We start from the raw sequence: 26077 nt of genomic DNA, 5'->3' as shown, positions 1-26077 counted from the left end.
ATGGCGCGTTACGTATTCAAGCTGCCGGACGTCGGCGAAGGCATCGCCGAATCCGAAATCGCCACCTGGCGCGTACAGGTCGGCGAGCGCGTCGTCGAGGACCAGCCACTGGTCGACATGCTGACCGACAAGGCCGCGGTCGAGATTCCGTCGCCGGTCGCCGGCATCGTCATCGAACGCTGCGGCGCCGAAGGCGACAAGATCGCCGTCGGCGCGCCGCTGCTGGTGCTCGAAACCGCGGCCGACGCCGCGGCCGGCGACGAAGCCGCGATCGACGCCGGCGACACCACGGCGCCTGCCGCGCCTGCCGCCGCCCCGAACGTCGCGCCCACGGCCCCGACGCTGGCCGCCGGCGCCACGCTGAGCGCGACGCGCGGCAAGCCGCAGACCTCGCCCTCGGTGCGCAAGCGCAGCCGCGAACTCGGCATCGATCTCGAATGCGTGCCGGGCTCCGGCCCGCGCGGCCGCATCACGCACGATGATCTCGCCGCCTATGCGGGCCGCGCGACGGCGCCGGCCACGGCGCGCGCCAGCGGCGCGCCGGTCGACACGGTCGAGACGATCAAGGTGATCGGCCTGCGCCGCAAGATCGCCGAGGCGATGCAGCGCGCCAAGCAGCGCATCCCGCACTTCGCCTACGTCGAGGAAGTCGACGTCACCGAACTCGAAGCCCTGCGCCAGCATCTCAATGGCCGCCACGGCGCCACGCGCGCCAAGCTGACGCTGCTGCCGTTCCTGATGCGCGCGCTGGTCCAGGTGCGCGGCGAGTTCCCGCAGATCAACGCTACCTACGACGATGAGCAGAATCTCGTGCACCGCCACACCGCCTCGCACGTCGGCGTCGCCACGCAGACGCCGGGCGGCCTGGTCGTGCCGGTCGTGCGCCATGCCGAGACGCTGGATCTCTGGCAGGCCGCCGCCGAGATCCGCCGCCTCGCCGACGCCGCACGCGACGGCAAGGCCAAGCGCGAGGAGCTGTCCGGCTCGACCATCACGATCACCAGCCTCGGCGCGATGGGCGGCATCGTCTCGACGCCGGTCATCAACGCGCCCGAAGTCGCGATCGTCGGCGTCAACAAGATGGTCGAGCGACCGATGATCCGCAACGGCGCCGTGGTGCCGCGGCTGATGATGAACCTGTCGTCCTCGTTCGATCACCGCATCGTCGACGGCTGGGACGCCGCCGCCTTCATTCAGGCGATCAAGTCGCGGCTCGAACACCCGGCGACGCTGTTCGTCGACTAGTCCCGCGCACAGCCATGGCGCTGCCGTAGTGGCGGTGCCAGCCCCGGGCGGTTCGTCGTCCGAGATCCCCGGCGGCGCGCGCTGCATTCCGCAAACCAGAGATTCGCGGCGAGCCCCCGGACCTGCGCGTCTGGCGTCATCGCCCACGGACACGAGCGGCCTCCCAGTGTGCGCCGGCCGTGCAGACTGCGAGGCCGGCGGCGAGCCACAGGGCGACACCACGCCGCTCGATCGAGCCTGGAGTGGGCTGCTTCATCGCGGGACTCCCTGACTGGACAGCAGGGCTACCGCAAGCGCGGGTGCCCGCCCGCCGCCAGCGTTAGCCGCGCAGCGACGTGGCGCACCCGCGCGCTCGATACACGCCCGACACCGACGTCCTCCGGACCAGCCGATGTCCAGGATTCCGATCCGCTGGCGAGCAAGCGCATGAAGAACGCCCGATTCATCGATACGCAGAGGGTCCGCATTCGGCGGAAAGCCGACGGCAGCTCCGTCGCGGCATTCGCCTATCGGGTTGGACGCACCGAAAGGATCGGCGATTATTCCCCCTGGGGGATAAAAAATGGCCACATTGGTTCCGGCGCGTTATTCGTCCTTGCCGCGGATGACGAATGGCGAGAAGCGCTTCTCAGAGCGTCTCGAGCAGAAGCTCGAGGACGACTACCTGTGCTGGTACGACGTCGCCGTCGGACCCAAGCAGCTGCATCCCGATTTCGTGGTCGTCCACCCGCAGCGGGGCTTTCTGGTCCTGGAGGTCAAAGACTGGAAGCTGGAAACCATGGTGCCGGACAAGGCCGACCGGCACTCGTTCCAGATCTATACCGACCGCGGCATCGTCACCGAGAAGAATCCGCAGCTGCAGGCTCGGGTATACGCACTGGAAGTGGCCGTGACCCTGGAGCGGGATCCCGCCCTGCGCAATCCGCCCGGCCACCGCTATGCCGGCAAGCTGGTCATGCCGTACGGATGGGGCACGGTCCTGACGAACATCACGCGAGCCCAGTTCCGTGCCTCCGGACTCGATCAGGTCTTAGAGCCGAGCCGGGTGCTGTGCAAGGATGAAATGCTGGAGACTGCAGATCCGGCCGACTTCCAGCGCCGCCTGTGGGAGATGTTCGCCCACGTCTTTCCCTGCAAGCTCACCCTGCCCCAGCTTGATCGAATCCGCTGGCATCTGTTCCCGGAAATCCGTGTCAACACGGCGGCCAATCAGTTCGGGCTCTTCGACGACAAGCCGGCCGCCGATACCACGCTGAAGATCCCGGACCTGATCCGCGTCATGGATCTGAATCAGGAGATGCTCGCCCGCTCGATGGGCGATGGCCATCGCGTGATCCATGGGGTCGCCGGTTCGGGCAAGACGATGATTCTGGGTTACCGCTGCCTGCACCTGGCCCGCCAGCTGGCGAAACCCATCCTCGTCCTCTGCTTCAACGTCACGCTCGGCGCCCGGCTGCGGCAGACCATGGAGCAGCACAACGTGATCGATCAGGTCGTCGTTCGCCATTTCCATGACTGGTGCAAGGAAATGCTCGGCGCCTTCAATGTCGACAAGCCGGCCTGGAGCGGCGACGTCGATGCGTACTCGAAGGCACTCGTCGAGCGCACGATTGGGGCGGTGGATCGCGGCCAGATTCCGCGCGCCCAGTATGGCGCGATCATGATCGACGAAGGACACGACTTCGAACCCGAATGGTTCAAGCTGCTCGTGCAGATGCTCGATCCGACCAGCAATTCGATGCTGGTGCTCTATGACGACGCGCAGGCCATCTACAAGAAGGCCGAGCGCCGCAAGTTCAGTTTCGCCAGCGTCGGCATCCAGGCCCGTGGCCGCACCACCATTCTCAAGATCAACTACCGCAACACGCTGGAGGTGCTGTCGGTCGCCCGGGCCTTTGCCAGTGAATTGCTGAGCGAGCACCAGGACGATGAAGACGGCGTGCCGACGCTCGCGCCCGAGAGTGCCGGGCGCCGGGGTTCGGTCCCGGAACTGATCCAGGCACCGACGCCTCAGGCGGAGGCGACGATCGTTGCGGAGCGAGTCCAGGACGCCAGCAATCAGGGGCGCTCGTTATCCGATATCGCGATCATCTATCGCCGCGAACACCACGTGTCGGGCATCGAAGCGGCGCTCAGGCAGCGCGGCATCCATTATCGGTTCGCGAACGATCAGGCCAGTAAGCGCGAGCTCTTCAGCGGCGAGCCCGCCGTGAAGCTCGTCAGCATGCACAGCAGCAAGGGGCTCGAGTTCCATACCGTCGTGATCCCCGGCATCGGCCATCTGCCTGCCGCCCGCGAATCCGAGGAAGCGGAAGCGCGGCTCCTCTACGTCGCGATGACGCGCGCCACCGATCGCCTGATCATGACCAGCAGCAAGGAATCGAGTTTTACCCGGCGTGTGGCGTCTGCGGTGACGGCGGTACAGCTGTCGATGGCCTACTGAGCCACGCCTATCAGTTCAAAACGGATGCTTCCTCGCCGCTTCAATTGAGAATTGATAAGGGAGCCCGCTTAACCCCCACCCATTCGAAGGTAAAGAAGCATTCAATTTTTCAAATCAATAAGGCGCTTCACGCCGTTTCGACAAAAAAAGCCCGCACAGGGCGGGCTTTCTTGCCGAAGTCCTCCAGATTTTCACCTGGCGGACACTTGTTGGCGGAGAGGGTGGGATTCGAACCCACGGTACGCTTACACGTACGCCTGATTTCGAGTCAGGTACATTCAACCACTCTGCCACCTCTCCGAACTCGACTGGCATGTGGCGGATCGCGCTGCACGGGTTTCGCCTGCAGGCATCCAAGAACGGCTGCGGAGCGGGAGCGAAACTGTTTGTGCTAGCGTGACGTCTAATCGGCCGCCATGCCAAGACCGCTATTGTAAATGAACCCGGGCGCGACGCCTACCACCCCCGCACAAGAAAAACCGCCCCCCGCCGCCGGCTGGGGCCGGCGGCTGCTGCTCGCTGTCCTGCTGGCGCTGCTGGCGGTACTCGGGACCTGCTCGCCGCGGCGCTCGACGCTCGACGAGATCCGCACCCTCGGCGTGCTGCGCGTCGCCACCGTCAACAGCCCGACCGTCTACTACATCGGCCCGGGCGGCGAGCCGATCGGCTTCGAGTACGACCTGCTGAAGCAGCTGGCCGACCGGCTCGGCGTGCGCCTGGAACTGGTCGTCGCGCCGAACCCGCCAGCCGCCGTCGAACTGGTGCGCGAGGGCGCGGTGCCGATGGCGGCGGCGAGCATCACGATCACCGACAGCCGCCGCAAGCTCGTGCGCTTCTCGCGCCCGCTGCTGAAGGTCGTGCCGACGCTGGTCTACCGCCTCGGCCAGCCACGCCCGAAGAATCTCGGCGACCTGCAGGGCGTGCTGCGCGTGGTCAAGGGCAGCGCACCGATCGAGACGCTGCGCGAGCTTCGGCAGGCGCGCTACCCGAAGCTGCAATGGGACGAAACCGAGGACGACGTCGCCGAAGAGCTGCTCTACCAGGTCGCCGAGGGCAGCCTGGACTATACGATCGCAAACTCCGACCTGCTGGCGATCAACCAGCGCTACTACCCGAACCTGCGCGTCGCCTTCACCGTCGCCGACGCGCAAGACATCGCCTGGGCATTCCGCGCCGGCCGTGATACCAGCCTGAGCGAGGAAGTCGAACGCTTCTTCGAGGCGCTCGGCACCAAGGAGTTCGCGCGCGTCAAGGATCGTTACTTCGGCCACGTCGAGCAGGTCGATACGCAAGGTGCGCTGGCGCTGGCAACGCACGTCGACACGCGCCTGTCGCGCTACCGGCAGGCTTTCCAGGCAGCCGCTACGAAGAACGATCTCGACTGGCGCCTGCTCGCCGCGATCGGCTACCAGGAATCGCACTGGGATTCGGACGCCACCAGCCCGACCGGCGTGCGCGGCATCATGCAGCTGACGACCGATACCGCGAACTTCCTCAAGCTCGACGACCGCGAGGATCCGGCGCAAAGCATCTTCGGCGGTGCGCGCTACTTCAAACAGATCGCCGACCAGTTGCCGACCGACATCCCCGAGCCGGACCGGACCTGGATGGCGCTGGCCGCCTACAACATGGGCGTCGGCCACCTGTTCGATGCGCGCCTCCTCACCAAGAAGCTCGGCGGCGATCCGAATCGCTGGCTCGACGTACGCAACGCCTTGCCGCTGCTTTCGCAGCCGCGCTGGTATGCGCAGACCAAGCACGGGTATGCGCGCGGCCACCAAGCCGCGATCTACGTCGGCAATATCCGCTCGTACTACGACATGCTGGTGTGGATCACGCGCGACAAGAACGCCGAACCGCAGACGCCGCTCGAAGCCGCCGAGGAACAGAAGAAGGACGAGCAGAAGGACGAGCAGCAAAATCCGCTGAACATCAACTCGCCGGTGCTCTAGCGCTGCCGTTCGGTCTTTACGCGCGAGCCCAAGCCTTCGTGATCGGCACCGCGGATCAGCGCGATATCGCGGCGTCGGGTTCTTCTTGCACGGCGGCATGCAGCGCGCCCGCATCGCGCGGAATGTCCGGGCGCCGTGCCGGTGCAGCGCCCGATTGCGGGCTCAGTCGTCGGCGAGGGCCTGTCCCGGGAACAGCACGTCGGCGAAACCGAAGCGGCTGAAATCGCGAATCCGCATCGGGTAGAGGATCCCGTCGAGATGATCGCACTCGTGCTGGACGACGCGCGCGTGAAAGCCCTCGGCGATGCGTTCGATCGGCCGGCCGTCGAGATCGAAGCCGCGGTAGCGCAGGCGACGATGCCGGGCGACGACGCCGCGCAGGCCCGGCACCGACAGGCAGCCTTCCCAGCCCTCCTCCATCTCGTCCGACAGCGGCTCGAGTACGGGGTTGATGAGGATGGTTTCCGGCACCGCCGGCGCATCCGGATAACGCGCGTTGGCCGCGAAACCGAAGATGACGACGCGCAGGTCAACGCCGATCTGCGGCGCGGCGAGGCCCGCGCCGTCCAGATGCCGCATGGTGTCGAACATATCCCCGACCAGCGCCTGCAGCTCCGGCGTACCGAAGGTCTCGACCGGCGCTGCGACGCGCAGCAACCGCGCATCGCCCATTCTCAGCACGTCGCGGATCATTTCAGCCGCAGCCGCTCGACCACCTGGCCCTGCTGCAGGTGCCGCTCGATGATCTCGTCGACGTCTTCCTCGTCGACGTAGGTGTACCAGACGCCTTCCGGATAAATGACGATGCAGGGGCCTTCCTCGCAGCGATCGAGGCAGCCGGACTGGTTGATGCGCACCTTGCCGGGGCCGGCCAGCCCGAGCGCCTTGACGCGCTGCTTGGCGTAGTCGCGCACGCGGTCGGCCCCCTTGTCGGCGCAGCAGGTGCGCTCGCCCGGCGGTCGCCGGTTGCAGCAGAAGAAGACGTGGTGCTCGTAATAGCTCACGGCATTATCCCTTGGCCTTGCCGAACTCGTAGCTCAGCGTCACCGCGGTCTCGGTATCCGTGTGTTCGGTGTCGGGCGCGGTGTTGCTGTTGTTCTTCAGCGTATACGAAAGGTTCGCGAACAGATTGCCGATGATCGACAGCTTCAGCTGCGTGACCGATTCGGTGTAGGTGTTCGATTCGCCGGCCTCGATCTTCAGCGCCTGGTGCAGCGTCGCCGTCGGTGAAAGATTCCACTGGTACTTCAGCGCGCCGCGGCCGATGAAGTCGCTCTCGCGCTCGCGCGGGTGGTCGTTGGTCTGCAGCTGCCGCGCACCGGCACCGAGTTCGAGATCGAGCAGATGCGTCGGGCCGACCAGCACGTGCCGGCCGTAGCCGGTGGTTTCCGAGGTGCGCTCGCGGATCGCGGCGAACAGGTCCTTGTTCCATTCGATGGCGACGAACGCGTAGTCGCGCGGCGTGAAGTTGAAGTCGGCCTGCTCGGTCGCCGCGTAGTTCTCGGCCGAGCTCACGCTGTCGGCGTAGGTGTTGATCGCCGATGCCGTCAGCGTGTTCTTCCAGCGCTCGGCGGCGTAGACCAGTGCGCCCCTGGCGTTGACCGAACTCGTATCGGAATTGCCCGTCGTCGCCAGATAACCCAGCGCGAACTCGCCCGACCACGGCTCGGCATGGGCAATCACCGGCATCAGACCGAGAGCGGCAACGAGAACAACTCCTTGGGCATGGCGCATCTGTGTGCAACTCCGGATTGGGGGGAAGAAGGAGAAGGACCTATTATTGGCGACGATGACGGAAGCGCAACCCGCGAAGCAGTTTCCAATGGCAAAGGCCGACCTCTGCGTGAAGTGCGGTCTGTGCCTGCCGCATTGCCCGACCTACCAGGAAACGCGCAACGAGGCCGACTCGCCGCGCGGCCGCATCGCGCTGATGCAGGGGCTGTCGAGCGGTCTAGTGAACTGGACGCCGGCGCTCGAAGCCCATCTCGATGGCTGCCTCGGCTGTCGCAGCTGCGAGCGCGTCTGTCCGGCCAAGGTCCCGTACGGCGAGCTGATCGATGCCGGTCGCGCCCTGCAGGCGCAGGCGCATGGCAGCCGCCGGCTGACGCGCTGGCTCGGGCCGTGGTTCGTCTCGCGCCAGCGTCGGCGCCTCGCGCGCCTGCTGTTGCGCGCCTATCAGGCGAGCGGATTGCGGTCTCTGCTGACGGCGCTCGGCCTGCTGCGCGCGCCCCGCATCGGCCGCTGGCTGTCGCTGGTGCCGTCCGCCCAGCGCCTCGCGGCACCGGGCACGTTCGCGCTACCCGCGAGTGGACGCAGCGTGCAGCTGTTCCGCGGCTGCGTCGGCGACATCGCCGACGCGGAGACGCTGCAGTGCCTGCGCGCGCTGCTCGAACGCTGCGGCGTCCGCGTCGAGGAGCCGGACACGCAAACCTGCTGCGGGGCCCTGCATCAGCACGCCGGCGAGGCGGACCGTGCCTGCGAATTCGGCCGGCGGAATCTCGCCGCGTTCAGCGGCGACGCGACGATCGTCTATGCCGCCAGCGGCTGCGGCGCGACGCTGAAGGAGTACGAGCGCGTCTGCGCGCCCGGCGCAAGCGCCGAGGGTGCCGCCTTTGCGCAACGCGTGCAGGACCCGCATCGCCTGTTGCTGGAGCTGTGGCCGGAGACCGTGCCGCTGCGGCCGCTGCACGCGCGCATCGCCGTGCACTTGCCGTGCACGCAGCGCAACGTCACCGGCGGGGGTGAAGCCATCACCGCGCTGCTGCGCAAAATCCCCGGCGCGACGATCGAGCCGCTTGATCTGCAGCACAACTGCTGCGGCGCCGCCGGCACTTACTTCCTGTCGGAACCGGCGATGGCCGACCGTCTGCTCGAGCACAAGCTCGACGCACTCGTGGCGCTGCGGCCGGACTATCTGGTCAGCAGCAACATCGGCTGCACGCTGCATCTCGCCGCCGGCCTGCGCCGGCGCGGCCTCAACGTGCCGGTTCTGCACCCTCTGGCGCTGCTGGCCCGGCAGTGGCCGAACGATAGGTGAGCGCGGCGTCGATGCGCATCATCAGCAGCTCGGCGAGCTGCGTCTGGATGAATTCGCGCAGGCGCTGTTCCTCGGCCTCCTTGGCGAGCACCTGCTCGGGATTGAAGCTGTAGTCGCGCGTCGTGACCAGATCACCCGGCGTCACCAGGGTCGTCGTGCCGCGGAACACCTCGTAGTGCACGCGCGTCACGAGGCGGAACTCGATGGCCTTGCCGTCGGTGCCGATCGACAGGACCTCGCGGGTTTCCTTGAGATTCGACAGGCGGATCGTGGTGATGTCCTCACCCGGCGTGTTGGCGATACCCGCGCCGCGGCGCTGCAGGATCGCGCGCAGCTGCGCCTCGACCGGCGGCTCCGACACCTTGTAAGGCGTCACCGTGTCGACATAGACCTTCTGCAGGTCGGCCGGCAGCGGGCGCGCGCCGGCCAGATGGAAGCCGCAGCCGCCGAGCAGCAGCAGCGGCAACAGCAGCAGGAGCGCGCGCGCCTTCATACGACGATGTTGACCAGCTTGCCCGGAACGACGATCTGCTTTTTGATCGGCTGGCCGGCGATGAACTTGGCGACGTTGGCGTCGGTGACCGCGGCGGCGATGATCGCATCCTTGTCGGCATTGGCCGGCACGCTGATGTTGCCGCGCAGCTTGCCGTTGACCTGCACGACGAGCGCGATCTGGTCGCGCACCAGGGCCGATTCGTCGACGGCCGGCCACGGCTGCGCGAGCACGTCCGCCGTGCCCCGCAGCGCCTGCCACAGCGTGTGCGCCAGATGCGGCACGACCGGCTGCAGCATCAGCGTCACCGCCTCCCAGATTTCCTGCTGCAGGGCGCGCCCCTGCGGCGTCATGTCCTCGACGCGCGTCGCCTCGTTCATCAGCTCCATGACCGCGGCGATCGCGGTATTGAACGTGCGCCGGCGACCGTAGTCGTCGCCGACCTTGGCGATCGTCTCGTGCAGCTTGCGGCGCAGCGCCTTCTGCGCGTCGCTCAATGCGTTCTTGTCGAGCGTCGGCGCCGCGCCGGCCTCGACGTGCGCCTGCACCGCGCGCCACAGGCGCTTGAGGAAGCGCGACGCGCCTTCGACGCCATCGTCGCGCCATTCGAGCGACTGCTCCGGCGGCGCCGCGAACATCGCGAACAGGCGCACCGTGTCGGCGCCGTACTGATCGATCAGCGCCTGCGGATCGACGCCGTTGTTCTTCGACTTCGACATCTTCTCGACGCCGCCGATCGTCACCGGCAGGCCGTCGCTCTTCAGCTTCGCGGCCAGCGGCTGGCCCTTGGCATCGAGTTCGAGCTCGACGTCGGCCGGATTGATCCACAGCTTCTTGCCGGACGCCTCCTCGCGGTAGTACGTCTCCTTGACCACCATGCCCTGCGTCAGCAGGTTGGTGAACGGCTCCGACGACGACACCAGGCCCTCGTCGCGCATCAGCTTGTGGAAGAAGCGCGCGTACAGCAGATGCAGGATCGCGTGCTCGATGCCGCCGATGTACTGATCGACCGGCAGCCAGTAGTCGGCGCGCGCGTCGAGCATTTCGCTTTCGTTGTCCGGGCAGGCGTAGCGCGCGAAGTACCAGCTCGATTCCATGAAGGTGTCGAAGGTATCGGTCTCGCGCTCGGCCGGACCGCCGCACTGCGGGCAAACGCACTGGCGCCAGGCCGGATCGGCCTTGATCGGCGACTGCACGCCGGTGAAGGCGACGTCCTCCGGCAACACCACCGGCAGCTGGTCTTCCGGCACCGGCACCGCGTCGCACTTCGCGCAGTAGATGACCGGGATCGGGCAGCCCCAGTAGCGCTGGCGCGAGACGCCCCAGTCGCGCAGGCGGAAGTTGACGCGGCGGCGGCCGGTGCCGGCCGCTTCGAAGCGCGCGGCGATGGCGTCGAAAGCCTGCTGGAAATCGAGGCCGTCGTACTCGCCGGAGTGGATCAGCACGCCGTGCTCGGTCATGCAGCCGGCGCGGATCGCTTCAAGTTCCTTCATCAAGGGCTGGTTGGCCGGCCGCTCGACCGAATCGTCCTCGTCGGACAGATCGCCGATCGTCGCCAGCCGCCGCATCAGCTCGGCCTCGCGCGCGCTGCGGATGACCTGCTTGATCGGCAGGCCGTACTTCGTCGCGAACTCGTGATCGCGCTCGTCGTGCGCCGGCACCGCCATCACCGCGCCGGTGCCGTAGCCCATCAGCACGAAGTTCGCCGCCCAGACCGGCACCTTCTCGCCGGTGATCGGATGGATGGCGTCAATGCCCAGCGGCATGCCGCGCTTTTCCATCGTCTCCATGTCGGCTTCGGCGACACCGCTGCGGCCGGCCTCCTTGAGAAACGCCGCCAGCTCGGGATTGCGGGCCGCGGCCCTCTGCGCCAGCGGATGCTCGGCCGCGACCGCCACGTAGGTCACGCCCATCAGCGTGTCCGGACGCGTCGTGTAGACCGTCAGCGGCGCGTCATTCTCGATCGGGAATTGCAGCTCCAGACCTTCCGAGCGGCCGATCCAGTTGCGCTGCATGGTCTTGACCGCTTCCGGCCAGCCCGGCAGGCGGTCGAGATCGTCGAGCAGTTCCTGCGCGTACGCGGTGATCTTCAGGAACCACTGCGGAATTTCCTTGCGCTCGACCAGCGCGCCCGAACGCCAGCCGCGGCCGTCGACGACCTGCTCGTTGGCCAGCACCGTCTGGTCGACCGGGTCCCAGTTGACGATCGAGTTCTTGCGGTAGACCAGACCCTTCTTCATCAGCCGCGTGAACAGCAGCTGCTCCCAGCGGTAGTACGCCGGCCGGCAGGTCGCCAGCTCGCGCGACCAGTCGTAGGCGAAGCCGAGGCGCTTGAGCTGGACGCGCATGTAATCCATGTTCGCGTACGTCCACTTCGCCGGCTGCGTGTTGTTGGCGATCGCCGCATTCTCGGCCGGCAGGCCGAAGGCATCGAAGCCGATCGGCTGCAGCACGTTCTTGCCGAGCATGCGCTGATAGCGCGAGATCACGTCGCCGATCGTGTAATTGCGCACGTGCCCCATGTGCAGCTTGCCCGAGGGGTACGGGAACATCGACAGGCAGTAGAACTTCTCCCGCCCCGGCTCCTCCCGGACTTCGAAGGAACGCTGGTCGGCCCAGAACGCCTGGGCGTCCTGCTCGACGGAGGAAGGGCTGTACGGCTCGGACATGGGAACGGCAAGGCTGGATCGAAAGAGGCGGCAGTTTACCAGCCGTGCCGGCCGCTGCCCTACGCGGGTCCCTGTGCCCCGCCGCCAGACCGGGAAGCCGAGCTGCCGAATCAGTCCGCGCGATCCAGCGCGCACGTCACGACAACCCGCGCGAAGCGCTCGAAGTCACCCAGATGCCGCGTCGCGATGCTGAACACGATCGCCCAGTCGATCGCGTCGTAGGCATGGACCGCGACATTGCGAAAACCAACGGCCTTGCGCAGCCGAAGCGCCAGATCCTCGTCGAGCAGGCCGGCCTGCCGCAGGCGCTCGAAGGCCTGGCCCATCGTATCCGGCGGCGGCAAGTCCAGCGACGACAGCAGATGAGCGGCGAGGTCCACGCAGATCTGTACGGCCCGGCTCAAGTTCAGCACCAGCACATCCTGTGCGTCGACGTCCGCCGTCAGCGCCGCGACGTCCTCCGGGCACCGGTCGCGCACTCGGCCCAGGCAACGGCGCAGCGAGTCGAGCTTGCGTTCGAGAATCAACCGATCCACGCCCGCCGCCTTTCCGCCAGCATGCGCTCGACATACGGCAGGAAATCTTCCGAATCGAACATGTGCCGCCGCAGCAGGGCCGCGTAATCGGCATCGTCGCCGAGCAGGCGCACGCCATGCCGGAGTATCTGGCCCAGCAGCGGCTCACCGGCCGCCTGCAGATCGATCAGATCGACCGGACGCCCCGTCGCCTCCGCGACGTCGCCGATGATCGCCATTTTCCGTGCAGCGGACAGCCGTCGCTCCGCCAGCACCGCGAGATCGACATCGCTGCCCGGGCGCAGGCGACCGGCGGCGGCCGAACCGAACAGCATCGCGAAGCGAATGTCGGGCTGCCGGGAAAGCACAGCCACGATCGCCGCCCGCGTATCGGGGGACATCTCGACTGCCTGGGAATGCCGGCGCATGTCGGGATCTTAAAGCAGTCCGCTCGCTGGCGAAGAACCGGCGCGGGCGGATCAACGCCACCCGGCCCTGCCGACCGCCAAAAAGTGACGTTCTACGTCACAAACCGACCATAAAGCGACCGGTCACGTCAGCTCCGCTCCGGGCACGAACATGCAAGTAGTAGGTTTTATTGATGTACGAACCCTGGCATATCCCTTGCCCGAAGATTCCTACGCGGGGCCGTCCCAGCGGGGTTTGAACCACCACTTATGGAGATCCACATGAAGAAGCAGCAGGGCTTTACGCTGATCGAACTGATGATCGTCGTCGCGATCATCGGCATCCTGGCCGCCATCGCCATCCCGGCGTATCAGGACTACATTGTCCGGTCGAAGGTTACTGAATTAATTACCGCAGCAGATGCTTGCAAAGCTTCAGTTTCTGAATATTACATCACTAACGGTTCTGCCCCTGCCGATACCAATGCGGCAGGTTGCACCGACCAAGCCATTGGCAATATCGCCTCCCTCGTTGTGGCTGCTGGTAAAATTACTGTTACAGGCACCGCTGCGGTTAAAAGTGTAAAAGTTATTCTGACTCCGACTCAGGCAACCGCCGATAGCGGCGTGACTTGGGCCTGCTCCACCGATGATATGACTAAGGCCAAGTACCTCCCGGCCAACTGCCGCGGTACCTGATCCTGAATCAGGAAATGCTGGCCGCTGTCAGCAAAGAGCCGCTCCGAAGGAGCGGCTCTTTTTTTGCTGCAATGCAAACCCTGACTATTTTTTTGCTCGCAGCCGGCGCGGCGTGGGCGATGTCCGGCTGGGAACCCGTCGAGCTCCTGCAGACACGCTACGACGAAGTCCGGATCGTCCAGTTCGCGCTGTTCGCATTGCTGCTCCCGCTCTTCGCCAGATCGGGAGCGCCGCTGCCGCGCGGAGCGCGCACTGCCTTTCTCGCGCTGCTGGCCATCGGAGTGGTTTCCGCCAGCTTCGCCGAGTTCCCCACATACGGATTCGTCGAACTTGGGCTGATGAGTGCCCTGGCGTGCGCAGGATTGGCCGCACGCGAATGGACGGCCACGCACGACAACCTGCGCCCCCTGATCATATTGGTCACGAGTGCCGGCGCGCTGGTGCTCGGCACCCGTTTGTTGATCGATTTTATTGCAGCATTTGCAACATCCGACGCACGCGGGCTCGCCTCCGCATGGCTGCCGTTCACCACGCCACGCTTTTTCGCCAAAGCGGCCACCTGGGCCTTGCCGTTGCTCTGGTGCGTCCCCCTGCTGCTCGACCGACATCGAACGATCACCCGCTTCTGCTGCACGGCCGCCGCAGTCGCGATTAGCGCGCAAGTCATCGGCACGGGTAGCCGTGGCGCTGTGGTGGGAATCGGAATGGCGATGCTCGCATGCCTGTTTCTAGGCCAGACCGGCCGCTCTTACGCCAGATGGCAGTTGTTGATGGGCATGCTCGGTTTCCTGCTGTGGCGCGTCGTGGAAACGAGTTCTGGCCTGGCGACTTCGCGCCGTCTGGCGATGACTGCACTGAACGGTCGCGCCCAGCTCAATGCAGCAGCATGGGCCGACATCCAGTCCTCACCCTGGATCGGCATCGGCCCCATGCAATATTCGGCCGTCGATCACCATCCCAAGGTCTTCGGTGCAGGAACCCACGACTTTGCACTGCAGTTTGCCGCGGAGTGGGGAATCCCCGCGGCGATGATGCTTTTTGCGCTAGGCGCGTGGTGGTTCTGGGCGACAGCGCAAAGCATCAGGCTTCGAAATGCTGCCGGCCAGCCCACCGAAAAGAGGGACGCGGCGATCGATACGGCCATCTTTGCGGGGGCAACGGCCGCGCTCGTACACGGCCTCGTTGCCAACGTCTTCAACGATCCCGTCAGCCAGCTGATCGCCGTCTTGCTCATCGGCATCTCTATACCTTCCCGGAGAAATGCTGTTGAGCTGACGAAAGGGCGTTCCCGCCTGCTCCGGAGCGTGCTCGCCGTGTTCTGTCTCGCCGCATCAGGAATGGCGATATCGCTTGGCAGAACCTGCATTCAACCCGACTCGGTCCAGTTGCCTCGCGGCAGCACCGTATTCCCTCGCCTGTGGTCCCAGGGACTGATTCCTTATTCGAAGACCTGTCGCCTGACATCCTCCGAGGCATCGATCCCGGAGTTCCCACCGGGCGAACACATTGATCCGCGTCTCAATCCGCCGCAATAAACTTGCCGCGACAGTGATCGACTTCGCAAAGCGCGCTTGCCCCCGATTCGGATAGAGAAAATATTGGCCGCGCATGCATGTGCATGCTGGTTGGGGGATTTGCGATGAACAGATTCATCCGAGCACTCGCATTGGGCATCGCCGTGGCAGTGAGCATGCCGGCCTTCGCAATCGTCGACATCAATACTGCGAGCCAGAAGGAACTCGAAAAGCTGCCCGGCATCGGCCCGGCGAAAGCCAAGGCGATCATCGAGCACCGGCCGTACAAGTCGAAGGAGGATCTGAAGAAGGTCGACGGCATCGGCGACAAGACCTACAAGATGCTCGAATCCGAGATCACGGTCGGCGGCGGGGCGAAGGCGGCGAAATAGGCGATGACACTCTTCTAGAACGGGCGGATCTTCCGCCCGTTTTTTGTTGGAACGGCGCGTGGCACCATCGCGCCATGAAGCATCTGCTCCTGATCCATGTCGGCGAATCCGGCCGCACCGCCAGACTCGGCGCGGCGGTCGCGGCAGGCGCGAAGCAATCCGGAGCCGCGATCGAGCTGCGCCACCTGCGCGCCGAGCAGGCGACGGTGGATGACCTACTGTGGGCCGACGGCCTGCTGCTGGGCACGCCCGAGAAGCTCGGCTACATGGCGGGCCTGCTGAAGGATTTCTTCGATCGGACCTTCTATCCCGCCGAGGGTCGCACGCTCGGGCTTCCCTACGCGCTGTTCGTCAGCGCCGGCAACGACGGCAGCGGCACGGTGCGCGCCGTCGAACGGATCGCCACCGGCTATCGCTGGAAGGCGGTCGCCGAGCCGCTGATCGTCATCGGCGAGCCGGACGAGGCAGCGCTCGCGCAATGCCGCGAACTCGGCGAAGCCATAGCGGCCGGCTTGGCCGCCGGCATTTTCTGAACGCCGGATCGCGCTGCGCCCAACGCGGCCGCTTCGCCCGTGAGCGAAGCGGCCTGCAGCGTCAGCGATAGGTACGCTGCGGTCCGAAGCTGTAGCGCACGCCGATGTCGAAGCGATCGTCGTCGCCGGCCTGCACGCCGCCCTGCAGCGCGAGCGCCGGCGTCAGCGGATACAGCGCGCCGAGCCGCAGCGACAGGCCGTCGTCGTGACCGTAGTCGACATAGCGCAGCTCGGGATTCAACTCGAGCCGGGTCTGCGGCAGCGTCCAGCGCAAGCCGCCGCGCAGGCCGAAACCGCTGTCGTCGTCATGGCCGTCATCGTAGGTTTCGAAGGATGCGCCCAGCACGAGATCGAGCGTGCGGTCGAGCGGCGTGTGATAGAGCGCGCCGATGCTGAGCTGGTCGTAGTGATCGACATCGGCGTACTCGGCGAAGACCGCGATCGGCGAGGCGATGTCGAAGCTGCCCTGCACGCGCAGGCCACTGTCGTCACCCGGCTGATCGCGATTGAGGTAGCCGCCTTCGAGATAGTTGTAATCGTAGGCCTGGGCCAGCACCGGGGCCCCGAGTAGCGCCATCAGGCCGAGACGAAGCCCGGCTTTACGAAGCTTGGCAGTGTTCACGCATCCTCCCGCATTGATTCCAGTAAGGCGCGGAAGCTTTGCCGCCACCGGCTTGATCGCCGCTGAACCGCTTGCGTCAGCCCGCCGACGCGCTCGAATCCCAGTGCGCGACGATGTGGGCGGCCAAGGGCTCCAGCAAGGGCGCCGGCAGATCGTGGCCCATGCCCTCGAACAGTTCGAGCCGCGCCTGCGGCATCAGACGCAGAAGCTGGTGCGCGGCCGCCACCGGAATCAGCGGATCTTGCTGCCCATGCAGGATCAGCGTTGGCACTCGCAATGCGCGCAGCGCCGCGCTGCGATCCGGCGCCGCGAGAATCGCCGCGGTCTGGCGCGCGACGCCGGCGGGATGGTAGCTGCGGTCATACTGGCGGGCGATCTGCGCGTAAAGCGCCGCGGGATCGGGCCTGAAAGCGGGGCTGCCGATCAGCTGCAAGGTCTGCATCGAGTAGCGGATGATGTCTTCGCGCTCGCGCAGACCAGGGCGCCGCACCATGCGCCAGCGAATCGGCCAGCGCGGCCCGGGCAGCCATGGATGGCCCGAATGCGTCATCAGCAGGCTGAGGCTGCGCACACGCTCGCGCTGCCGCAAGGCCATCAGCTGCGCAATCATGCCGCCCATCGAAATGCCGACGACGTGCGCCGACGCGATGCCGAGCCCATCCAGCAAGGCCAGCGCGTCGGCCGCCATGTCGTCGAGTGAATACGGCGCGCGCAGAGGCCAGCGCAACGTACTGGCAATGCCGGCCTTCAGAAGGTTCGGCTTGCCCAGCGACGTAAATCGCGTCGAGAGGCCTGCATCACGATTGTCGAAGCGGATGACCCGATAGCCCGCAGCGGCCAGCGCCGCACAGAACGGCTCGGGCCAGGTAATCAACTGTCCGCCCAGGCCCATGATCAGCAGCGCTGCAGGTCCGTCCTCGGGTCCCGACAGTTCGTAGTGCAGGGACAGGCCATTGGCATTCAGCTGCGGCATGACGCGCATCCTTTGAAGTCGCTGCCGAGCTTACGAAGCCGCCGCGCGCACCGCCATCGCCGAAGACTGGACATCGATGTCCGGCCGGCCAGCGCGCAATCCCGGCTGCGAGCACAACGCCCGACGTCTGCCGCGAACGGCAAGTCGAATCGCCGGATGCATTCGGCCCAGTGGTGTTCGAGCCCCGGCCGGCGGTCGGTCCGCACCGCCGCACGCGCAACAGGCCCCGCGGCTCGACAAGCAGTACCGCGGCAGGCATCCAGCCGCGATACCGCTGCACGGAATTTGCGGGAGAATGGCGCCCCCGAAAATGCACCGCCCCACATGTCCCGCAAGCTCGTTCTTCGTCGCTCTCCCATCCACGGCAACGGCGTCTTCGCCGCCTGCGACCTACCCGCCGGCACCCGTCTGGTCCGCTATCGCGGCCAGCTTCGCAGTCACTCGGAGGTCGACGACTGCTACGGCGGCGATTACGACTCCGGCCACACCTTTCTGTTCACGCTGAACGACGAGTACGTAGTCGATGCCAACGTCGGCGGCAACATCGCGCGCTGGATCAACACCAGCTGCGAGCCGAACTGCGAAGCCGTGATCGTCGAGGACCCGAAGGGGCGGCGCGCGCACGACCGGATCTTCATCGAGACCATCAAACCGGTCCGCGCCGGCGAAGAGCTGACGTACGACTACGGCATCACGCTCGATGAGCCGCACACGCCGCGCCTGCGCAAGATCTGGGCATGCCGCTGCGGCAAGAAGCGCTGCACAGGCACGATGCTGCGGCCGAAGCGCAAACGCGCAAGCTGAAGGCAACCGCCTCGATCCCGACGCGCTCGGCATCGCACACGGCTTCAAGTGAGGTTTCGTCGGGATAACGGCAGCACCGCCAATGCCGCGATGACCGCGCCACACAGTTCGGTCACGACAAAGACGAGCAGGCTGGGCGGTCCGCCCAGCGCATGGAAACGCAGCAGAAGTCCGGCGACCGCGATCCGCGCTACCCCGTCGATCGTCACCAGTCGGCGATCGCCCGGCCAGCAGGCCCGAGCCCCGTTCCAGCAGATGCCGAACACTCCGGACAGTTGCGCGAGCATGAGCCCCGAGGCCGACAGGGACCACGACGGCGGCAGCGTCCACCAGCCGCCGCCGCTCAACAGCAAGCGCAACCACCAGGCTTCCAGTCCCGGCACCGCCAGCGGGGCGGTGGCGGCCAGATCGAGCCATGCCGCCACGCGAACGGCGCTCGCTGCTCTCATCGCACCCCCGCAATCGCAGCACGCCTGCTTCCGATCCGGACCACGATCATCGATATGGAAACCGAGCGCCCGAGAAGCGCGCGGCCATTGCGCAGGCGAAAAAAAACCGCGGGGCAAACCGCGGTTTCGATCGGCAAACTGCCGAGAAGGTGAGCGCGCTCAGAGCGGGCGGATCGCCGCGGCCTGCAGGCCCTTCGGGCCGCGACGCACTTCGTACTGCACCTTCTGGCCTTCCTTCAGGGTCTTGAAGCCGCTGCCCTGGATCTCACGGAAGTGTGCGAAGAGATCCTCACCACCGCCTTCCGGCGTGATGAAACCAAAACCCTTGGCATCGTTGAACCATTTGACGGTGCCGGTCGAGACATTAGACATGCAACATTCCCTCTGACGTCAATTGAAAAACGGGCTTACACCCACTCCAGTGCAAGAAGCGATCAAGAAACGTAGCCGGAGGTCCTTACTGCCAACGTCACGACCCCGTGTACCGCGCTGTTACTTTTGCTTGAAGCAACTGCGAGTAGGAATGTACACCGTTCCCGCCACGCAGTGGAACCCCCTGCCCTGCCGCGAAATTAGCACTGCTGGAGGCTGCCGCGCGAGCCGGAATTTCCGTCAGTTGTGATGCACGTTGACGATCACCCGCTCCTCAAGCTTGCCCACCACATCGCTCGTGTAATTGGCGAATACCTTGGCCTCGCCACCGACATTCAGCGGGGTCAGCAGCCCTCCGTCGATCCCGCTGGCACCGATCGAAGCCAGCAAGTCGGAATTCTCGGTACTCCAAGTCACGAAGCGCGTGAACGGCCGCTCGATGCCATCCTCGAAGGTCGCGTAGGCCGACAGCTGGCCGAGATCCGGGAACGTCAGATCGACGCTCGCCGGATCGACCCGCAGGCTGGTCACGTCGATGTTCGCGAATGTGTATTCGCGGGTCAGCGCCACCAGATTCAGACCCGACTTGTCGTAGGTCAGCTGCAGCTTCACCGGCTTCTTGTCCTGCAGCCCGCCGACCAGCAGGTAGTCGTTGGCCCCCAGCTGCGCCGTGGTTCCCGAGGTGACGGTCGTATTGGACGTCGTGGTCGAAGTCGACGCGATATCCGGGTCGTAGCCGTCGGCGTTCTTGATGACGAGCTGGCTCGAGAGATTCTGCGGAATCGCCGAGGTGTCTTCGAAAACCGCGTCGACCCGCACGCGGTCGTCGATGCCGATCGGCACCGCGTTGCCGGCGGGCTGCTCATAGCTCAGGTTCAGTCCGCTGACCTTGCCGAGGCTGATCGTGCGCGTGATCTTCTGGTCGCAGGTATACAGCCGCGCCTCGAGCGTGAACGGCGTGTCGAGCGGATTGGTCGAGCCCTGCACCGTCGAGCCCGAGGCAATGTAGGCCGCCGGCGACGAACTCGGAATCGACCAGACCGCGCTGCCCGTCAGATCCTGCTCGAGCGCATCGTTCTCGGGATGCACGTAGAGGTAGAACTTGGCCTGCGAGTTCGGCGCCATGCGCGTCAGCTCCGGCCAGATGCGCATGCCGCTGATCGGCTTGGCATCGACACCGAAGCTGGCCGTCAATGCTCCGTCGCCATAGGACGCATGAATCGTCGCGACGCCCGTGGTGCGGGCCACCACCGTACCGGCCGAGAAGTACGAGCCCGAGCCGGGGTAGGTCTCGAGATCGCCGTTGCTGACGTCGATCACGCCCGGATTGCTGCTGGTCCAGACGACGCGCGAGCTGACGTCCGACTGCGAATCGTGGTCACCCTCGAAGCGCGCGATCGCGCTCAGCGCCGTGGTGCCGCACTCGATGATCTGGGCCCCGGAGGTCGACGTGCCGGACTGAATCCAGAGCGCCGTCGGCCCCGTACCCTCACCAACCGGATTCGAGTTCTTGCAAGCTGCCAGCAAAAAAACCGCGGCGCCCAGACAGGCGCCGCGGCTGAAACGACTTGCCATCATGGGGTGGCAAACGGGTTGAAGAACAGGACGCGGTTGTTGCTGCTGTCGGTGACGTACAGATTGTTGTCGTAAACGAAGGCGCCGGTCGGACCGCTCAGGGTCTTGGCCGACGGGTCGTCGTCACGCGTACCGTCCTGGTTCTCGTCATTGGCCGTCGACGCCGCGAAGCTGTCGTTGTCCTGGCCATAAACGAAGTCCGCGCTCATGCCGTTCGAAGTCGGCAGTGAATCGAAACGCAGCACGCGGTTGTTGCCGGCGTCGGCAACGTAGAAGCCGGCGCCGTCCGACGACACCGCGACCGGATTGCGCAGCGTCGAAGCCGAGGTGCCCGCGGTATTGCGCGAGAAGTCGGTCTGGCCGACGACATAGCTGGCTTTCGACGTGCTCGTCTGCGGCAGGTTCGGCCAGTAGAGGATGCGGTTGTTGCCGCTGTCGGCGACCATCAGCTTGGCGCCGTCGCTCCACAGGCCGCGCGGGGCGTACATCGCGTCGGCTTCGTCGTCGTCGTCATTCGACGTGAAGTCGACCTGACCCAGCACGATATTCGCGGCCTGACCGTTGCTGGTCGGGATCGAATTCCACACCAGGACGCGGTTGTTGCCGGTGTCGGCGACGATCAGCTTGCCGTCCGTCGTGACGATCGCATCGACCGGGCCGTCCAGGCCGCGCGCCGACGGCTTGCCGTCAACGCCATCGAGGTCAACCTGCTTGGCGGTGAAGCTGTCCTGACCGACGACGACATCCGCCGGCGTATTGCTGGCGGTCGGGATCGTGTTCCAGATCAGCACGCGGTGGTTGCCCTGGTCGGCGACGACGAGCTTGTCCTCATTGCTGATGAACACCGACAGCGGCGAGTTCAGGCCGGCCTGCGTGGTCGCGGCCGTGCGCGTCGAGAAGTCGGCCTGTCCCAGCACCACCGAAGCCGCGGCGCCGTTGCTCGACGGAATCGAGTTCCAGATCAGGATGCGGTTGTTCGAGGTATCGGCGACGGCAAACTTGGTGCCGTTGGTCGCGACATTGCTCTGCGGGCTGCGCAGCGTCGAGGCGCTCGGGCTGGCCGCGGTGCCGGTCTTGAAGTCCGCCTGGCCGACGACGGTATAGGCTTCCTCGAGATTCTTCTTGTTGCCACCGCCGCCGCCGCCGCAGGCGGCGAGCAGCACGGCCACCGTCGCGGCGAGGGCCGGCTTGAGCAGGGCCGGCTTGGACAAAGACTTACGGGTGACGGACGGGAACGTCGGGCTGACACGACTGAAACGCATGATGCTCCTCGCAAAGAGACTGGGGGCCGAGCGGACGGCGGCTAACATATCATGAGCGCCGCTCGCCCAGCGTTGTGAATGGCTTTGTGTCGGACTGTATCACCAGCGCCGACTCCCTAGAAAAAGGCGCACTACCCTACCGAATCCGCCGGGAGACGCAACTGGACCGCGAACGGCGTCCCCGGACTCACCACCCGCATTACCAGACGGCCGCCATGCTGCGCGGCCACCCGCTGGACAATCGCCAACCCCAGCCCGGCACCACCCGGACTGCGGGCCCGGGCGCCTTGGGCGAACGGCTTGAGCAGGCGCTCCCATTGCTGCGGATCGATGCCTGCCCCCTCGTCCTCGACGCTCAGAACCGCATCCCCCCCCTCGCGGAAGGTACGGACGCGGATCGGCGCGGAACCATGGACCCGCGCATTGTCGATTAGGTTCCGTACCGCCCGCATCATCGACTGCCGGCGCAGCGGCAGCCGTTCCGGCGCCGCCAGCGCTAGCTCGACGTCCTGATCGGATGCCGGTCGGATCACCGCACGCACCAGCTCATCGAGCGACAGCGGCACGCTCGGCTCGTCCTGCCCGTCGCGGACGTAGTCGATGCACTGGCCGATGATGTGGTCGATCTCGTGGACGTCGCGCAGCACCGGCGTCCAGTCCTCGTCCGGACGGGCGCGCAGTTCGATCGCCGCCTGGATACGGGCGAGCGGCGAGCGCAGATCGTGCGACATGCCGGCCAGCATGGTTTCGCGCTCCTGGTTGCCGCCTTGCAGCTGCCGAGCCAGGCGATGCAGCGCGGTGCCGATCTGGCGCAGCTCGCGGGGCATGGCCATCATGCCGCCGGCCGCCGGGATGCCGCCGTGCTCGACGTCCTCGATGGCCAGCAGCAGGCCGCGCAGCGGCCAGCGCACAATCAGCGAGAACGCCAGCATCGCCAGCACCACGACGATGCCGAGGCTGACCAGATTGATCCACAGGAAATGCCGGCCGACCGCTTCGAACGCCCCGCCCCTCGGCCCGAAGCCGTCGCGCGTCGCCATCACCAGCGGCGCACCGAAACCGACGCTTGCGCGCGGTTCCCGCGGCGGCATGCGCAGCGCAGGGTCGCCGCCTTCGCCCGCGAAGCGCGGCGGCGGCCGTTCGTCCGGCGCCGGAGGCCCCGCTTCTGTATCAGCCGTGCCCGGCGCGGCGCCCGGCCCCGCCGCGCCTTGGCCGCCGTCGCGGGCGTGCGCGCAGGCCCAGGGCGACGCACGCCCGGACTCGACGAGCACCGGCGGACAATCCGCGAGCCGGAACTCCGGTACCGGCGGCGGGAAGAAATGCAGCAGAACCACGTTGATCGTGGGCACCGCGATCACCGCCGCGGCCACCAGCAGGCCCAGCCACCAGCGCAGGCTCATGCCGGCTGGTCGGGCACGAACATGTAGCCACGGCCCCACACCGTCTGGATGTAGCGCGGCGACGACGGATCCGGTTCGAGCACCTGACGCAGACGCGAGATCAGGATGTCGATCGAGCGCGACAGCGAATCGCTCGGGCGTCCGTTGGTCAAGGTCATCAGCTCGTCGCGGTTGAGCACGCGGCGCGCGTGCAGGACCAGGGCCTCGAGCAGCTGGTACTCGCGCGTGGTGATGTGCACCGCGTCGCCGTGTCGGGTCAGCGCGCGCGACCACAAGTCGAGCTCGAATTCACCGATGCCGACCTGCTTGGGCGTGGACACGGCGTCGGCGCGTGGCGACTGGCCGATGCGGCGCAGCACCGTGAAGATGCGCGCGACCAGCTCGCGCAGGTTGCAGGGCTTCGCCAGGTAATCGTCGGCGCCGACCTCAAGACCGACGATGCGATCGACATCGTCGCCCTTGGCCGACAGGATGATGATCGGAATCGGCGTCGCGGCCGAGCGCAGCCGCCGGCACAGCGCGATACCGTCGTCGTCCGGCAGCATCAGATCGAGCACGAGCAGATCGAAACGCGTGCGCGCCAGCGCCCGCACGGCAGCCGCGGCGGTCGAGACGCCCTCGGATTCGATACCGTGACGGAGCAGGTATTCCGCCATCATCTGGCGCAGACGGACGTCGTCGTCGACCAGCAACACTTTGGCTTTGTTCACGCGCGCAACTTCCGGCAGGCTCCCTCGCAGTCTGACAGCGCCGGCCACGGGCTGTTCCAGGCCGATACACTTCGAAACAAATCCAGTGCCGGACGAAACCCCTGGATATGGGCGCAGCGTCTACCGTGTCGTCATCGATTTCATGCCGCGCACGCCATGCCCTCTCATCGTCAGCTTCCGCCCGTTTCCGTGCTTCTCGGCACCATCCTGCTCGCCGGCTGCGAATCCCAGCTCAGCGTCGACCTGGCCGTCGCCGCGCCCAGCGGCGTCAGCAAAGTGGTACTCAACATCACCGACGTGGACCTGGAATCCGACGACGGCAGCGTCGACGAATACGGCACCGGCATCGACAACCCGTTCGACGTGACGCCGTACAGCCGTTCGGAAAGCTTCAACGACGACGACCGCTACGAAGGCCAGCTCGAACTGATCAACGAAAACAATCTGTCGGGCGATTTCGTCGGCATCCGGCCGGTATTTGACACCACCGACGCGTACGTCCAGCTGAGCAGCGGCGCGCAGCTGCCGATCTCGCTGTCGAGCCAGGCCAGCTACGCGAGCATCAGCCTGTCGCTGTCCGACAGCGGCACGTCGAGCGGCGATTCGGCCCGGATCATCACGACGCTCGAACTGCCGTTCTCTCTGGTGAAGAACAGCGCCGGCACCGGGTATGAATTCACGCCCGTCATCCGCGCCGTCAAGAGCGGCAACGGCGGCACGATCAGCGGCTCGATCCCCGAAAGCTCGGTGACCGGCGGCAGCTGCGGCAGTTCGGCCGGCAGCGGTGTCGCCGTCTACGTCTACAGCGGCTCCGGCGTCACGCCCACCGACTACTACGACGATGGCAGCAATGCGCACAGCGACCAGCCCCTCGCCTCGTCGCCGCTCGACTACGATTCCTCGAACAGCGAGTACCTGTTCGAGATCCGCAATCTGCCGGCCGGCAGCTACACCGTGGCGTGGACCTGCAAGGCGGCCAACGACGCCCCGAACGCCTCCGACAGTCTCGGCTTTCTCGACACCGTGAACGCCACGGTCGCCGCCGGCAGCACGACCACCATCAGCTTCGACTGATCGCGCGGCACCGCCCTCTCAGGGACGCGGCGCCCCGCGGGCCGTGAGCGCGCGAATGCGCTCGCGCAGCCAGGCATGGCCGGGGTCGTGCTCGGCGTTGCGCGGCCAGTAGAGCATGACCTGCAGGCTCGGCATGGCCAGCGGCAGCGGCACCAGCTTCAATGGCAGGTGCGCCGTGAACCATTCGCCGTAGTAGCGCGGCAGGACGAGCAGCAGATCGCTGCTGGCCACGACATGGCAGGCCGCGTAGTAATGCTGGCAGCGCAGCGCGATGTCGCGGCGCAGACCCTCGCGCTGCAGCACGCCATCCTCCAGCACCTGGCCGATGCGCCGCGACGACACCACCACATGCCGCGCACCGAGCCACTGCCGGATGCCCAACGTACGCTTCGCAAGCGGGTGATCGCGCCGCATCGCCACGCACAGATGCTCCTCGAACAGCGCCTCCTGGACGATGCCCTCGCCGACCGGCATCGGCACGTCGATCGACAGATCCAGTGCGCCGGCCGCGAGCTCGCGCTCGATCTTGCGCCGCTCGATGCGCGCACTCTGCAACTGCAGCTTCGGCGCGTCGCGCAACAGTTCCTGCGTCAGCCGCGGCAGCAGCGCGAACTCGAGCAGATCGCGCATGCCGATCACGAAGCGGCGCGACGCCGACGCCGCCTCGAAAGCCTGCGGCGCCGACAGCGTCTGCTGCAGCAGCTGCAGGGCCGCCGCGATCTCCGGCGCGACCGCGCGGGCGCGCGGGGTCGGCGCGATGCGGCGCCCGTCGCGCACGAACAGCGGGTCACCGAACTGCGCGCGCAGGCGCGCCAGCGCATTGCTGATCGCCGGCTGCGTGAGATGCAGCTGCGCGGCCGCCTGCGTCAGGCTGCCGGCCCGGTAGACGGCGTCGAAAACGCGGAACAGGTTGAGGTCGATGCGGCTCATTCATTCG

General features: G+C 66.3%; 26 protein-coding genes and 1 tRNA gene. 10 read left to right on the top strand and 17 right to left on the bottom strand.

The genetic code is table 11. The features are described 5' to 3' along the window. Positions 1-1245 (top strand): dihydrolipoamide acetyltransferase family protein, encoded by a 1245-nt coding sequence (locus tag H149_RS0106505; RefSeq protein ID WP_020648935.1) that lies wholly within the window; start codon positions 1-3, stop codon positions 1243-1245. Between the two features lie 562 nt (positions 1246-1807). Then, positions 1808-3688, top strand: coding sequence for a 3'-5' exonuclease (locus H149_RS0106500; protein ID WP_039748269.1), 1881 nt, complete (start codon positions 1808-1810; stop codon positions 3686-3688). Positions 3689-3898: 210 nt separating this feature from the next. On the opposite strand, the gene H149_RS0106495 is transcribed toward H149_RS0106500, so the two are convergent. Continuing rightward, positions 3899-3988: transfer RNA gene (locus H149_RS0106495), tRNA-Ser, on the bottom strand. A gap of 137 nt (positions 3989-4125) precedes the next feature. Here H149_RS0106495 and mltF point away from each other — a divergent pair. Further along, a complete protein-coding gene (mltF, locus tag H149_RS0106490) occupies positions 4126-5640 on the top strand; it encodes a membrane-bound lytic murein transglycosylase MltF (RefSeq protein ID WP_020648933.1) in 1515 nt (504 codons plus the stop codon). A 162-nt stretch (positions 5641-5802) separates the two neighbouring features. Here mltF and def read toward each other — a convergent pair whose 3' ends face one another. The 3 genes from def to H149_RS0106475 are packed head-to-tail and all read right to left on the bottom strand — an operon-like array spanning position 5803 to position 7329. Then, positions 5803-6333 (bottom strand): peptide deformylase, encoded by a 531-nt coding sequence (def, locus tag H149_RS0106485; protein WP_026352919.1) that lies wholly within the window; start codon positions 6331-6333, stop codon positions 5803-5805. Continuing rightward, positions 6330-6644, bottom strand: a complete 315-nt coding sequence (locus H149_RS0106480) for a (2Fe-2S) ferredoxin domain-containing protein (RefSeq protein ID WP_020648931.1) — start codon at positions 6642-6644, stop codon at positions 6330-6332. Before H149_RS0106480 ends, def begins: the two co-directional genes overlap by 4 nt. Before the next feature lie 4 nt (positions 6645-6648). Continuing rightward, entirely contained in the window at positions 6649-7329 is a 681-nt protein-coding gene (locus tag H149_RS0106475) for a DUF481 domain-containing protein (RefSeq protein ID WP_020648930.1), read from the bottom strand. 133 nt (positions 7330-7462) lie between these two features. On the opposite strand from H149_RS0106475, the gene H149_RS0106470 reads away from it, so the two are divergent. After that, on the top strand, positions 7463-8677 hold the full coding sequence (locus tag H149_RS0106470; protein ID WP_020648929.1) for a (Fe-S)-binding protein: 1215 nt from the start codon (positions 7463-7465) through the stop codon (positions 8675-8677). Here H149_RS0106470 and H149_RS0106465 read toward each other — a convergent pair. From H149_RS0106465 to mntA, 4 genes are all read right to left on the bottom strand, one after another. Continuing rightward, on the bottom strand, positions 8616-9170 hold the full coding sequence (locus H149_RS0106465; protein ID WP_020648928.1) for an LPS-assembly lipoprotein LptE: 555 nt from the start codon (positions 9168-9170) through the stop codon (positions 8616-8618). The genes H149_RS0106470 and H149_RS0106465 overlap by 62 nt on opposite strands. Beyond that, positions 9167-11839 (bottom strand): leucine--tRNA ligase, encoded by a 2673-nt coding sequence (gene leuS, locus H149_RS0106460; RefSeq protein WP_020648927.1) that lies wholly within the window; start codon positions 11837-11839, stop codon positions 9167-9169. The genes H149_RS0106465 and leuS overlap by 4 nt, the downstream gene beginning before the upstream one ends. 110 nt (positions 11840-11949) lie before the next feature. Further along, positions 11950-12375, bottom strand: coding sequence for a type VII toxin-antitoxin system HepT family RNase toxin (gene hepT, locus H149_RS0106455; protein WP_026352917.1), 426 nt, complete (start codon positions 12373-12375; stop codon positions 11950-11952). Continuing rightward, positions 12363-12755 (bottom strand): type VII toxin-antitoxin system MntA family adenylyltransferase antitoxin, encoded by a 393-nt coding sequence (gene mntA / locus H149_RS0106450; protein WP_026352916.1) that lies wholly within the window; start codon positions 12753-12755, stop codon positions 12363-12365. Before mntA ends, hepT begins: the two co-directional genes overlap by 13 nt. 288 nt (positions 12756-13043) lie before the next feature. On the opposite strand from mntA, the gene H149_RS22625 reads away from it, so the two are divergent. The 4 genes from H149_RS22625 to H149_RS0106430 all read left to right on the top strand — a co-directional run bounded on the left by H149_RS22625 (position 13044) and on the right by H149_RS0106430 (position 15899). Next, the gene (locus H149_RS22625) at positions 13044-13460 is read left to right on the top strand and encodes a pilin (protein WP_026352915.1); all 417 of its coding nucleotides are present in this window, start codon (positions 13044-13046) and stop codon (positions 13458-13460) included. 14 nt (positions 13461-13474) lie between these two features. Further along, a complete protein-coding gene (locus H149_RS0106440; RefSeq protein WP_083930849.1) occupies positions 13475-14995 on the top strand; it encodes an O-antigen ligase family protein in 1521 nt (506 codons plus the stop codon). Positions 14996-15150: 155 nt separating this feature from the next. Further along, positions 15151-15366, top strand: coding sequence for a ComEA family DNA-binding protein (locus H149_RS0106435; protein ID WP_211213553.1), 216 nt, complete (start codon positions 15151-15153; stop codon positions 15364-15366). 74 nt (positions 15367-15440) lie between these two features. Beyond that, positions 15441-15899 carry a flavodoxin family protein gene (locus tag H149_RS0106430; RefSeq protein ID WP_020648922.1) on the top strand — a complete coding sequence of 153 codons (459 nt, stop codon included), beginning with the start codon at positions 15441-15443 and terminating at the stop codon, positions 15897-15899. A gap of 61 nt (positions 15900-15960) precedes the next feature. On the opposite strand, the gene H149_RS22055 is transcribed toward H149_RS0106430, so the two are convergent. Further along, positions 15961-16521, bottom strand: coding sequence for a hypothetical protein (locus H149_RS22055; protein ID WP_154654672.1), 561 nt, complete (start codon positions 16519-16521; stop codon positions 15961-15963). Between the two features lie 76 nt (positions 16522-16597). Continuing rightward, a complete protein-coding gene (locus tag H149_RS0106420) occupies positions 16598-17494 on the bottom strand; it encodes an alpha/beta fold hydrolase (RefSeq protein WP_039748354.1) in 897 nt (298 codons plus the stop codon). Between the two features lie 324 nt (positions 17495-17818). Between H149_RS0106420 and H149_RS0106415 the strand changes: the two genes are divergently transcribed. Then, complete coding sequence (locus H149_RS0106415) at positions 17819-18298, top strand: SET domain-containing protein (RefSeq protein WP_020648919.1); 480 nt, start codon at positions 17819-17821, stop codon at positions 18296-18298. Positions 18299-18342: 44 nt separating this feature from the next. On the opposite strand, the gene H149_RS0106410 is transcribed toward H149_RS0106415, so the two are convergent. From H149_RS0106410 to H149_RS0106385, 6 genes are all read right to left on the bottom strand, one after another. Further along, positions 18343-18723 (bottom strand): hypothetical protein, encoded by a 381-nt coding sequence (locus H149_RS0106410; protein ID WP_154654671.1) that lies wholly within the window; start codon positions 18721-18723, stop codon positions 18343-18345. A 183-nt stretch (positions 18724-18906) separates the two neighbouring features. Beyond that, positions 18907-19119, bottom strand: a complete 213-nt coding sequence (locus H149_RS0106405) for a cold-shock protein (protein WP_020648917.1) — start codon at positions 19117-19119, stop codon at positions 18907-18909. 240 nt (positions 19120-19359) lie between these two features. Continuing rightward, positions 19360-20646 (bottom strand): hypothetical protein, encoded by a 1287-nt coding sequence (locus tag H149_RS0106400; RefSeq protein WP_154654670.1) that lies wholly within the window; start codon positions 20644-20646, stop codon positions 19360-19362. A 47-nt stretch (positions 20647-20693) separates the two neighbouring features. Next, complete coding sequence (locus tag H149_RS20015; protein WP_154654669.1) at positions 20694-21956, bottom strand: NHL repeat-containing protein; 1263 nt, start codon at positions 21954-21956, stop codon at positions 20694-20696. 131 nt (positions 21957-22087) lie between these two features. Then, complete coding sequence (locus H149_RS22050; RefSeq protein ID WP_020648914.1) at positions 22088-23356, bottom strand: ATP-binding protein; 1269 nt, start codon at positions 23354-23356, stop codon at positions 22088-22090. After that, positions 23353-24066 carry a response regulator gene (locus H149_RS0106385; RefSeq protein WP_020648913.1) on the bottom strand — a complete coding sequence of 238 codons (714 nt, stop codon included), beginning with the start codon at positions 24064-24066 and terminating at the stop codon, positions 23353-23355. Before H149_RS0106385 ends, H149_RS22050 begins: the two co-directional genes overlap by 4 nt. Before the next feature lie 189 nt (positions 24067-24255). Here H149_RS0106385 and H149_RS0106380 point away from each other — a divergent pair, with 189 nt between their 5' ends. Continuing rightward, entirely contained in the window at positions 24256-25140 is an 885-nt protein-coding gene (locus H149_RS0106380) for a hypothetical protein (protein ID WP_020648912.1), read from the top strand. A gap of 18 nt (positions 25141-25158) precedes the next feature. Here the strand turns inward: H149_RS0106380 and H149_RS0106375 are convergent, their stop codons facing one another. Next, entirely contained in the window at positions 25159-26070 is a 912-nt protein-coding gene (locus H149_RS0106375; protein ID WP_020648911.1) for a LysR family transcriptional regulator, read from the bottom strand. Positions 26071-26077: the final 7 nt, after the last annotated feature.

This window comes from Solimonas variicoloris DSM 15731 (assembly GCF_000382285.1).
GTDB classification, from domain to species: domain Bacteria; phylum Pseudomonadota; class Gammaproteobacteria; order Nevskiales; family Nevskiaceae; genus Solimonas; species Solimonas variicoloris.
This window is presented reverse-complemented; position numbering and strand designations above follow the sequence as displayed.